Source organism: Sporosarcina sp. So3-204, from assembly GCF_058068165.1.
On record NZ_CM176485.1, the window covers coordinates 3,112,042 to 3,124,330 of the forward strand.

Consider the following 12,289-nt stretch of genomic DNA (forward strand, 5'->3'; position numbering starts at 1 on the left):
TTAGTCTCTCAAATTCTTAAACAATGCCAATTCATCATAATCACCAATTTCGGTAACATCGGGTTCATATGATGCGACATGCTCTTCAAAGTCTTTTTCCCTTTTCAGTAATTCACGCTGTAACTCCCGTTCAATTCGTTGATTCTCTTTTATCCCTTTCAACTTCCGTGTTTTACTCACGCTATCATCCCGCTCGGAATCGGTCTTTCTTTTTCCCACCGCAACAATTTCTTCAATATCAGCAAACAGCTTCATCTTTTCTTGAAGTTCTTTCTCCTTACTTTTCGTTTCCATTTCTTTTTCAAATTCGATTATCCGCACGATCTCTTCAATTCCTTTTCCACTGTATTTCATAAGATGATCTAAAAGTTTTAATTTATGAAGACTACCATCTTCATTTATTGTATATATCTCGGATAAGTTCCTTGCATCAAATTTAATTTTTATCCGTTTGCTTCCATTGTTTCTTGCAGATTCAAACCAATTATTTTGCAAACTATATTCAGATGCATAAAGTAGTTTCTTATAACGCACCCCTCGAGAAGTGATGGTTGCCATATCGGATTGATACAGATACATTTTTATAACTTCCTCTGGTAGTGTTCGCAATTGACCTTTCTGATGTCTTAATCCAAACTCCCAAATTTTTTTGGGTATTTTCTCAACACCCTCTTCAATCATTTCCTTTGTTAATTCATAATCCTGAAGAACGTGAAAATTGTTATGAAAAAGAATTAACTTAATGAGAACCGCCGTCAGCTCTTGAATCGATAAATTCGCTTGTAATCGCAAATCACTTTCCCCACGCTCACGAACTCTTTTTCCGCTGATTGAAGCCCCATCAACATGAGGGGCCAATTGTAGTTGGATTTGATTCAGAGCCTGTTCGACACACCCTTTTAGTTCGGGTCGATAACTTGGACTGTTTTGAATAGATATTCCCAATCCCTCTATTGCACTTTCAATTTGAGTGCCGTTAAGCTCTCCCCTATCCGTAAATATTCGATTTGGAATGCAGGCCACATCCCAACCACTTTCTTCTATTTCAATTCCAAATCGTAAACAAAATTCTTTTTTGGCTGTCATACTATTGAGTAAAGCAATCATGGCTCCGCTATATGCGTTTAACGATTCGAATGATAAGTTAAATCCTACAATCAAACGTGAATATACATCGACTACAAGGTGAAGCAACGGTTTTCCTACCAGAATACTTCTATTCATACTTGAAACGCATGTGATATTGAGCGGGGTAGAATCTGTCTGCCACAACGTTGCTGGCCCTAATCCGCTATCTTGGGTTGAGTCCCCAATAATTCCTCGGTGTTTTTGGTGATACACTCTGGAACCATGTCGCCTTGAAATCTCATGTTTAAGATTATTAATAGTCCTATACCAGTAGTAGAATTGATGATACGTCGGTATATTTGACTCTAATATAGGAACGATTAACCCATTTTGTTCAACCTCCTCTATGGTGAAGAAATCATTAAGCATCAATTCATACGCAGTTTTCAACGAATTCTGCTTCCCAGTATAATAATAGCGATTGAGACCAATCATAAAGACTTTTTTGATCTTTTCATCTACATTGACACCTTTCTGTTCACCATACTTTCGTGGTCTTCCCCTTTTCAATTCGCTCACTTTCTTTTCCTGACCTTTTGCACCGCATTTATAGTAAGCGGGGAGTAAAGCATTACGAACCTTGCCACCTCTCCAATATTCAATAAAATAACACTTCACTCTATTTTTACTCACTTGATAAGTAACAACTGTGTTATTAATCGCCTTCTGTCGATATTTACTCAAATAGATATGCTGGTCATGCTCAATTTGTTGCAAAACATGTGAAATCACATCCCAAGCACGATCTCTCCTTTGCTTTTCAGCATCACTCAATTCTTCTTCATTAACATGTCGAAAATAAGCATCATCCTTCAACAAATTTATTTCACCGGCCGCAACTGCATTAATTACAACATCTTTTTCCAACGGATACGGCCATCGTCTTCCTTCATCCATATCAATGACATATATAATAGAAGAAAGTCGATTACAGCAAGTGACCCTTACAATTCTTCCATCGCTGTACTGAAGCAACATATTCTCCATTAGCTCCATTCGGATTCCCCCCTTATAAAGATAGATTCTTAACAGTTTCAGAAAGAACTATCACCTGACTCATATCCACTCGAAATTCTTTCTTTGCAATTAAATAACGAAACAAGAATAGACCTGACCCTTTCTGCAACCCTACTTTTTTATCAAATATTTTTAAAACTTGTTTCACGGGCTGATCATCATTGTTATAAAGTTCTCGAAGTAACAGAATAGACAATTCCTCTTTATCCACGCTTTCCTCGCTTCCCTCCAGCAAGGTCTCTCTTACCCATTCGAGATTTTTTGCCAATTGTCTTGGCAACTGTTTCTCCGTAATGATCCGCCAATTAATTCCCTTACGTTCCCAGTATCTCCTTTCAATTTCAAGCTTCTCCCATGTGATTTTTCTTTTTAATTCGGACGTATTCTTTACTGTTCGGGCTACATATCTTTCTTTTCCATCTTCTCCCTTAACCGTCAGCAAGAAGTTGGTCGTGATTACAAATGGTTCATTTGTCTCCTTATCTCGAAACTTATCAAACCTAAGATCATTAGTATTTATCGTTTCGTGAACATCCAAAAGGGGATATGTTTCACGAATGTCAATGACCTTACAGGTGTTTATGTTGTTTGATTGAAATTCAAATAGCAAAAACGCTCTATATTGGATATCTGATTGCAAATGAAAAACCCTTGAAATTGCAGTCCCTTTTAAACGGGTGGCTCTACCCAAGGATGAGTAGTCATGCGTCGTTGTCCATGGTCGATAGTTTATTCCAAAGCCTTCTCCTCGTCCCTCTTTTATGAACTTTTGGATTTTTGCACTTGATGAATAATACGATGAAACCATTGCTCCGCCTCCTGCCAAAGGGCAAAATAAAAACCACAATTTCTTTTAGTCAATGCCCTTTGTTTTTTTTAAGGCTTTGACTAAGAAATCGTGGTTTCTTTAAGATTATTTAGTTGACGTATTCTTTTCATGAGTATTCCTTTCTTCTAACTCTTTGACTTTACGATAAAAAGTCGTTCGAGATATGTGTAATTTTTTATAGGTTGCAACGGCTGTTTGCTCCCCATTTTTCCATAGGTTATATTCTTTACAGAAGCTTTCATCAATCTGAATTGGCGGTCTTCCAAATTGAATGCCTTTTTCTTTGGCAATCAATATTCCTTCCATTTGTCTTTGCTTGATACTTTCCCGTTCGAGTTCATATAACGCCCCAAAAATAGTGCAAATAAACTTTCCTTGGGGTGTTGTCGTATCAATTGATTCTTTCAAACTAATAACTTCTATATTCCGATCGGTTAATTCTGTTACAATATTTAAAAAGTCCCTTGTATTCCTGGCTATTCGTGAGATTGACTCAATAACCAAGGTGTCCCCTTCACGAATAAAACCCATCATCTCTTTCAATTGCGGACGATTAGTATCTTTTCCGCTTAGTTTTTCTACAAATATCTTCTCGACCCTATTTTCCTCCATCGCACGAATTTGTCGATCCAATTTCTGTCCGACAGATGAAACACGACAATATCCTATTTTAATTTCAATCCACTCCACTCAGAATATACGTTTGCATTTTATTATAAACTGTTTCAAAATGTATTAAAAGGGCCAGTGATGTCCCTAAAGTACATTTACGATATTTAGGGACACCTTTATGCCTAATCTCTAAACCTACACATTTTGTGACACTAATTCTTCACATTTTAATATACACCGCCTAATTCTTTTATAGAAAAACTCCTAATGCAATAAAACCCACAGTACGAAGTGATTACTAATAATCACGTTCTATCATCCATCCATTTTTTTATATAATTCAACGCACCTCTAATGATAATATCTCTCACTTCTTCTTTTGTTAAAGAAATAGTAAAAGTATCTAAATTCCCCTCCCCCATTGTATAAGTTGAAAGTTGAGAAGTTTTTTCTTTTGGGATAATACACAAATTTGAGTCTCCTGAATTAGTAGGAAATGTAAACATCCAGTATATCCCTTCATGAGCAACCATATTTCTAACAGTATTAAACATGTCAGCTACAACTTGAATAGTTGTTGTTTCCAAAGGAGATGTGTGTTTACTAACATTTCTTATTAGACTTTTCTGATCGCTATCGCTAATGCTTTCCTTGAAAAAGTCTCTAACAATTTGGATTTTTTGTTTCTTTAATACAGGAGTGATAGCTTTATTAATCGCCTCAATTGCCACAATCCAAAAAAATATTTGAAACCCATCTTTAACAGAACCCGTTTTTATTGTTTCAAAGTCATTAGATAATGACATAAACCTATACAGCTGGTGTAATGCCCGCTTCGATTCATGAGTAGGGTTCTTGTAACATTCAACAACGAAGTCCATTGCACTTTGTTCAGTTTGAAAATAAGGTATTAAAAAAATCACCAATTCCTTTTCAAGTTCCTTATTTTCCTTTTCCTTATCGTATAGACCTTCTAATATATCTAACATATGAATCACCATCCATAATATTATATTGTGGTTAAATAGTTTATCTAATAAATACTTACATCAGATAATCATCCTGTATTTATGATTCTACTAATTCTATTATATTATCAGTTTCACTTCGATACACAATTTTGAGGTAACGTTTGTTCTTTGCAAATGAGCAACTTTGCACATATTTACCTCTATATTTTTAACACTTTCACTATCCGACTGTATTCTCTCCTTAAACGTTTTAAAATTATTTATTTACTAAAAACTTATTAGTACGTTTATCCATCGCTTCTTTATACTTAAAAGAGAGACTTTACATTGTTTGATATAGCGTAATAAATATCATTAGGAACTTTACCGAAATAATCTAATAATTCTTCCTTATCAAGGATAGTCAAGCCGTTAAGAGAAATAGTTGAATCCTTTGGCAATAGTGGTATTTTCTTTTTTTCCAAAGGAACATCCATTTTTGTTCTCTTTTGAATGACATTTGAAGTTAGGGGAGCCACGAATACCTTCCTTGGGTTTAAAAATCCCGCTACATAGACTGGTCTAATGGTTTCGGCAACATTGGCCAGATACACTCCTCCTTTTGTTATGCTTTGTTGCACTTTGTCATAGTTTTTCTTATATGAGGATGTTTCTCTCATTTTCAATATCAGTTGCGTTCCATTAACAGCAATGGATTTCAAGTTAGGCAAACTATCTAACCTTAATTGGTTGGATGCACTAAATCTTAAGGTCACACTTGATGTATTTCCCCTCCAAGAAGGATTATTTTTTTCAAGAACCTCAAATATGTGATGTTGCATCCACAGATAATACGCTTTTTTTCCAGGTATGTCATGCACAAGTAAAATTACTGGTTGATCACAAAGAAAACAGAACCGAACAAACTTTGCAGGTGCTTCATACACAATCTCTTGTTTCTCAATACTAATCTCTGGACTGTCAGTAGACTTTAACTGTACTTTAATAAACTTTGCAGTAGTTTGAGGATGCCCCCCGCTTTGTACATCAAATATTTCGATTTCACCGTCTATATCATTATCCTGCTGATAAATGTCTCTGAATTTCCAATCTGTTTCTTCATCAAAAAACGAATGGGTTCTTGATCTTGATTTTGCCTCCTTTTTATCGTTTCCACTGTATTCTGACGTATTGAAGTTCACACAGATTCCTCCTCCACGATTTACATATAATGAATCTATTATTATTTTATCACATCTACAAACATAGTCTGAATATTACAATACGGGCTACTTTGTAATCATCAGTTATGAAGAGAGTTATTGTGTTTGCAAAGCTGAAGCATGCGTACCTACTCCTCCTCTGACACAGAATAAGAATACAAAATCTCTCTACATAACTATTAAAGTCCTTTTACCTGAATTTTATAAGCTTGTTCATGTATTATCTTTCATCTTCTATCATTCGATTTTATTGGTACAATTGAATCGGTAATAGCATTTTTTATTACATTGGAGGGTGAGATAAATTTGGATTGGAAAGTAAAAAACGTAGTTATTATTGGATTATTAATTTTCGTTACTCCAATAATATTAGGATTAATTCTAAATATCCCTGGTGGTAGATTTACAATTGGTGATGAAAGTTCTTGGGTTGGATTTTTCGGTAATTATTCTGGTGGGATAATTGGTGGATTTGTGGCATATTTTATTGCGAAACAGCAAATGAACAAAGTAGAGCAGGCTCGAATCGAGGATAAAAAGGAAAGTTCTGAGAAAGATGATGCGGAGACACTGGAAAAACAAAAGTATATAAACAATATTATTTCGTTTTTTCTGAACGACGAAATAGAAAGAAATATAGTAACTATTTACAAAGAAGTCAGCTTCCTTGAAGGTTTAGAACAAAGGACAAAAAACAATAAGGCTATTCATTCAAAGTTCAATCCGCCATTATTTTTTTCCGAATTTGATCAAATTAAATATGAGTTAATAAAATACGATAGTGCAGAAATAAGGAAGTTATTCACATTGTATTCCACTTTTAAATTATTGAATATAGGGTCAGATTCAAATACATTTTCAACAGAAAAAGCCTCTGAAATCTCAGATATTCTAATCGAATTTAAAAATAACATATCATATCCATTGTAATAAAACTATTAATAGTTGGATAAATATTCAGTTCATTTCTAAGGTAAATAGTGGGCTGTTATATTTCAACTTGTATTAATAAACTTGTTGCTTGGGAATTTGGTGATCGAAAAAGATGTAATCTTTATGTTCAGAGTACATCTTTTTTGTGTTTAAACAGGTTTACGCATTCTACCAAAATAGTTATTAATCAATGCAAGAACCTGGGAACAATAGTAAAAGATAATTTGTCCTTCCGAATCACCAACTCTACCCTCTGCCAATAATTTCTGAAACTTGTTAATCAGTTTTAGGAGTTGGCTTTTTGCCTCGTTTATTCTTCTGAACTGTATTTTGATATTTTGCTGACCGATAGCAGATGCGATTTTTACTGGTATCGAGCTTGCTAATTTTCTAAGTTCTTTAATTTCACATTCAAGCAACATTTGGTTTTCAGCAAGAAACTTATATATTTCAACACGAAGATCTGATGAACGACCATATAATTTACTTTTTCGGAAATTCCCTATCCACATTTCCTTTGGCCCCTTACATTGTCTTGACGGGTTTGTAATAGTTTGGCTAACTTTCGATATATAACATTCGCTATATTATCTAATTCACGATATTTTTCTTTGGAAATATACCCTTCCATCACCATAGTATCGAGAAACGACTGACACTCCGCAACGCTCCCTAAAGAAGTGTTAGCAGAATTGTAGACCTGATTATTAGATTGCTCTTCCAAGCCCTTCAGGTTCTCTACCACAGATGAAGATGCACGTTCAAACTGATCTATTAATATATTCTTTTCGTGTTTCGGCAAATTCATCACAACTAAATCCACCTTACCTTTAAACAAGCAAGCATCTTTCATCACTTCTAATTCTACAATGGCAATAGCTAAATTCGCTTTAATTGAATCGGAAATACTCTCCTCACTTTCTTCAATTAACCTTTCGATACGATTGAGCATACCGATAATCATTTTAATTATTTCTTCTGCTTTTCCATCGAGCGTTTCGTAATTCTCCTTTGATATATATTTTTCTTCATACGCTATATCAGATAGAGACCGAACTCCTGAAACAGCCATTAACGCTGTATTGAGACGATCATATTCTTTACCATAGAAGAAATTAGCGTTCCCCTCTGGCAGGTTAGCTGTTGCAGATACCGCCTTTTTTCGAAATTCTTCACTTATATTTTCCTCTTCGAATTCAGGAAACGTTTTTACAATGTTATATACCTCCTTTCGAAATAGAAGTAATTTTTTATATACTACTAATTTACGAAAGTCCCCCACATATTCTTTCCTTTTCACCACTAAACCTCGCTCCTCTCCACATTGTCTTCTGACTCTTTACAGCTTCAGTCGTATCAGTAATTTGTTCGGATCATTTTTTTGGTCAGCCTTCATGGTAATAGCCGAAATCTGTGCGATGTGTTAAAGAAACTGTCTGCCTTCTCCCAGTTTGGGTGTCTTGTACACGAAGTGATAATAATTGTGAGCCTTCAATGATTGAGGCGTTAGATCGAAGTCCTGTAGAAGTGTCTGTTGACCTGATAGTACATTTACATAATCTTGCCGATTCAAGTCAAAAGTCGCTATTATAACAACCTCTAACCTTCCTGACAGTAAGCACTTGCAGGTCGGATTGTAAACCAACTTTTTGATCGTTCGTTCGCATTATTTCTAACTTCAAGCTCAAATTCATAGGCAATTCCTTTAGAGTCGGATAAGGAATACAGATTGGGATGCTTCGAGTGTAGATGGAGGGAGGATTGCAGAAATGCGGGTAATAGCAGGTTGTTGAACTTCTCTGTGGAAACTTTTGAAGTGAGTAAAATAGTAGCTTTATAATTGGATGCAATCCTAACTAACTGTGGTATTAGGTTGGAAGAATAAAAGAAGTCTGTGTGGCTGTCTATTATTACGAATTGATTTAAGGGTTTTTTTTCTAATGATTGGCGAATGAGATTGAGGAAATCATTGGGATGCTTGGAGTTCGAAGAAATGATTGATATTCCTTGGTCATAATCATTGGGTAGCTCACTAAACATTTGAGGAATTAAATGCTCTTCTTCGTGTTTGATTTTTGATAGGGAGGGAAAATCGTGAGGGTTTTGTTTGAATAGGGTACGACATAGAAATAAATCTCTGAATGAATACAGATCGGACTCCTCTTGAACAAATAGGGTTGATAGACCTTGGTCAATGTAATGCTCAGCCAGTTGGCTTATAAAGGAATCTTTCAAGTAGGAGTCATGATATTCAAGCAAATATATTCCTTCTTGCTTGCCTCCCTCGAATATCGTATTAAGGTGGGGGAACTTTGGATGGATGTTTAATTGGTTAATATGATTTAGTGGATTCATTTCATTTTCTCCTTTTCATAAATAGAAATCTGATTTACTAATTTCATTGTAAAGGATTTTGCAACACCTTGAAATAGCCTTTGGGTTCGAGCTTGTTCGAGCTTAACATTGCAATTTCCAGGTCACGATTTCTAATAGATGTTGAGGTGTTTATCAACTTGGTCAAAACATAACCCTATATATACGCAAGAAAAATTTGATTGCCTGCAAATCCTTGTTTACCGCAGAAGTTCTAAACGAAATTATCCATTTCAAATTCAGATTGATAATTGCATAACGCAATAATATCCAAAGGATTCTAAGTAAATCCGTTTGCACGTGATTGAAGATTCCATCTGTTACTCGCAAATTCTTTAACACCAAATTTTAATCACAAAGCTATGCTTTGAAAGAACATCCCTAAGATGGAATGCACTTTCCTATGGATGATTTTATCGCAACGTAGATCACCTTACTTGATATGGAGTTAATGCCCATCACATCTAAAGTTGTCTCAGACATTCGATTAGAAAAAACACTTGAATCTATTCAGTAAACTTAAATGTTCCAAAAAGTTGTTTGTTCTATTCTTTATAAGGAGGGTAGCAAATTCTGTACAACTTTTATTCCTTGCAGTCAAGTAAGGATAAATATATTTGAACTCCGATTGCAACTGGAAATATTCTTTTCCAAAGAAAACTGAACATTGTTTTCAAACTCCACTTGTAATAAAAACCTAATTTTAACGTATTCCTTGTATTTGGAATAAAAACATTCTTCATACTCCATGGTTTCGGAATACCGAAAATATTTGCGAGCTCACCCAACATCCCCATCTGTATTGTATGTTCGCAGTTTCTTTCCATCAATAAAACTTATTATTCAAATGGACTTTGCAGTAGTCGCTTGCAAAAAGGCGAAAAGAATTGACATATAATATATTCCTCTTATTGGTTAATAGATTACCTGCTTACGCATACATGGGAATACAAAATGAAGCAATTTGAAGTCTCTATGAATTTTCTACTAACGGAACTCGCTTATACACTATGGAATTTTGCCCTTTTACAGATTTTAATTAAATGTTGTATTCCCTCCCCCAGAGCTAATTGAAAACGCAAATTATTAGTCATCAAGGGAATACGGTTCTTCCTGACATTGAAAATAAACCCATTGTAAGCACAAAACTTCGCCATACTTCTTAGGTTATTACATACCCCCCCTAAATCCCTCGCAGACAAACAGAGCTTCTATAATTCAATTTTCATATAGCATTACTTCATTTGATGTAGTAAATCGCATATTGAATGTTTCCCTTTTCAGACGAATGTCCTTTACAACTACTGTTCAATAGAAGAAAGACAGAGTTTAGTCACTAAATTTTAATCCTATGACTCTACATAAAAAAATTAGCACTTATAGAAATGCCTCTTCTCAATGGATTATTTGTTCAAAATGATGCGGTTATTCGTAACTTCAATGTTATGTTGCTTGAAAAAAAGGGCTAAGTTGTTCAATATAGTGCGTTTGAAATTCCCACTGTCAACAATACCAACTAACTCTTTAATATCCTTTTTTCGAACATCCTTTACGCCTGCCTCCATCTGATCAAGCAAGAACTTTTCTGCTTTAGCCACTCTTACTACGGTTGAATTTTTAGTTGGCTCCTTCACCTTTTCTTTATTTATCTCCAAAGTATCATTTTCATATTGAATGTTTGGTAATTGTTCTAACACCAAGTCCACTGCCTCTTGATAATCTGTACACACAACAAATAGAGCTGGCTGGCTGTTATTGCGGTTAATTCGCATCATGGCTTGATAGATTTCACCTGCAACCATTGATTTTCTAAGCATCTCAACTACATCGTTTTTAAATACCTCTACATTCCCCATATCAATTTTTTCCATGGATAAGAAATAGAAGTAGGTTATGGCATAGGAGAGATAGTCGTAGAATGGCGTTTTCAATATGATAACGGTTTCGTATTCACGATACGTATTGACACCTATGAGGTTTCCGAAGTGATCAATTTTCACCTTGTTTTCTACCTCTCCTTTATTGAATCCATATGAAGTTAAATACTCTATCACTATAGTCTTTACCCTATCTGAATTGTCCTTATCCGTAACAATAAGAGTTTTCCCTTTGTTTTCAAGAGCTATCTTTTCGAAAACTTTGTTAGCTAAGTTGATTTGTTTTTTCAATGATGTTTTGTCTGTTTTTATTTGAAAGTGTTGGAGTTTAGAAGGTGAGTAGTCGTAAAACTCTTCTTGTATCTTTACGATGAATTGAGAGGAAAGGCGATAACGGTAATCAAATTCGCCATTTGCATCCAAGATGATATTATTCTTTAAGGGATATAGTTTTAGTTGATTATTGAAGGTGTGGAAGGCATTTTCATAGAAGAGACAACCGTTTGAGAGGATTTGTTGAAGTTTTTCCAAAAGTTGTTGACCGATAATCTTAGCAATCTTGTCAGTCCTACCAGAAAACATTTTTTTGAATGGCTCAAATTCCTTTTCGCCAAAATCAATATGTTCCATAATATTTTGCATTACCTTACTATTGCATTCATATCGTTTCTGTCTGAGTAGGTGTGCCATATTTTCTAATTGATAATCCCCATAACTCAACATCCATAGATTGCCGATATCATCTTGATCAAGAGTTATTTTTTCAACTAAATCTGGATACTCGTCAATAATGAGTACATCACGACCTTTCACCAGCTCCGACCTGTTGCCCTTACATATCTGTAAGTACATCTGATGTGATATACACATAATTTGAGCATTAATTACCTCCTTTTTAGCCCTCTCTCCCATTTTGGAATGAAATCCCTCAGCTATTCTCTTACCCGCATGATGATTGATTGTAGCGACCGTATTGTCCAGTTCTTCATCTCTTACAAATTTTTGTACATACAATATTCGGTGCGGCTTTTCATTGGCCATCTCCGCAATAAAGCGGAAAGTATTTCTCGACTTGCCACTCCCCGCCCGATACCCAAAAACGACAAACTTATCTTCTAACCATTTTTCTTCATTCATGATTTGTTCTCTCAAATCTTTAAAGTAGTTAATCATTTCGCTTTCCATTCTATTAGACCACCTTATGTTTTTATAGGTCTAATAATAGGTGGTATTACAAGCCTTAGAAACACAGTTTTGGTTCTACCCTGTTCGATACCTTCCCGAAAGCAGATAAAACATAGTTTATGAAAATTCATCAATTTAAGCAGTGTTCGACATAAATACTTA

Annotated in this window: 10 protein-coding genes; 1 reads left to right on the plus strand and 9 read right to left on the minus strand. The window is 35.0% G+C overall.

Annotated features, from left to right (window positions below):
• From AC3RV6_RS15430 to AC3RV6_RS15450, 5 genes are all read right to left on the minus strand, one after another.
• Positions 1 to 2,124 carry a hypothetical protein gene (locus AC3RV6_RS15430; RefSeq protein WP_489746856.1) on the minus strand — a complete coding sequence of 708 codons (2,124 nt, stop codon included), beginning with the start codon at positions 2,122 to 2,124 and terminating at the stop codon, positions 1 to 3.
• Positions 2,125 to 2,137: 13 nt separating this feature from the next.
• The gene (locus AC3RV6_RS15435) at positions 2,138 to 2,953 is read right to left on the minus strand and encodes a TnsA endonuclease N-terminal domain-containing protein (protein ID WP_489746857.1); all 816 of its coding nucleotides are present in this window, start codon (positions 2,951 to 2,953) and stop codon (positions 2,138 to 2,140) included.
• A gap of 105 nt (positions 2,954 to 3,058) precedes the next feature.
• Entirely contained in the window at positions 3,059 to 3,664 is a 606-nt protein-coding gene (locus AC3RV6_RS15440; protein WP_489746858.1) for a recombinase family protein, read from the minus strand.
• Between the two features lie 227 nt (positions 3,665 to 3,891).
• Positions 3,892 to 4,575 (minus strand): hypothetical protein, encoded by a 684-nt coding sequence (locus AC3RV6_RS15445; protein WP_489746859.1) that lies wholly within the window; start codon positions 4,573 to 4,575, stop codon positions 3,892 to 3,894.
• 290 nt (positions 4,576 to 4,865) lie between these two features.
• Positions 4,866 to 5,738, minus strand: a complete 873-nt coding sequence (locus tag AC3RV6_RS15450; RefSeq protein ID WP_489746860.1) for a DUF4365 domain-containing protein — start codon at positions 5,736 to 5,738, stop codon at positions 4,866 to 4,868.
• Between the two features lie 327 nt (positions 5,739 to 6,065).
• On the opposite strand from AC3RV6_RS15450, the gene AC3RV6_RS15455 reads away from it, so the two are divergent.
• Complete coding sequence (locus AC3RV6_RS15455; RefSeq protein ID WP_489746861.1) at positions 6,066 to 6,689, plus strand: hypothetical protein; 624 nt, start codon at positions 6,066 to 6,068, stop codon at positions 6,687 to 6,689.
• Between the two features lie 152 nt (positions 6,690 to 6,841).
• Here AC3RV6_RS15455 and AC3RV6_RS15460 read toward each other — a convergent pair whose 3' ends face one another.
• From AC3RV6_RS15460 to AC3RV6_RS15475, 4 genes are all read right to left on the minus strand, one after another.
• A complete protein-coding gene (locus AC3RV6_RS15460; protein WP_489746862.1) occupies positions 6,842 to 7,204 on the minus strand; it encodes a hypothetical protein in 363 nt (120 codons plus the stop codon).
• Entirely contained in the window at positions 7,195 to 7,995 is an 801-nt protein-coding gene (locus AC3RV6_RS15465; RefSeq protein WP_489746863.1) for a four helix bundle protein, read from the minus strand. The genes AC3RV6_RS15460 and AC3RV6_RS15465 overlap by 10 nt, the downstream gene beginning before the upstream one ends.
• Before the next feature lie 296 nt (positions 7,996 to 8,291).
• Complete coding sequence (locus tag AC3RV6_RS15470) at positions 8,292 to 9,047, minus strand: hypothetical protein (RefSeq protein WP_489746864.1); 756 nt, start codon at positions 9,045 to 9,047, stop codon at positions 8,292 to 8,294.
• Positions 9,048 to 10,468: 1,421 nt separating this feature from the next.
• Positions 10,469 to 12,127: a hypothetical protein gene (locus AC3RV6_RS15475; protein WP_489746865.1), complete on the minus strand. Its 1,659-nt coding sequence runs from the start codon at positions 12,125 to 12,127 to the stop codon at positions 10,469 to 10,471.
• Positions 12,128 to 12,289 lie beyond the last annotated feature (162 nt).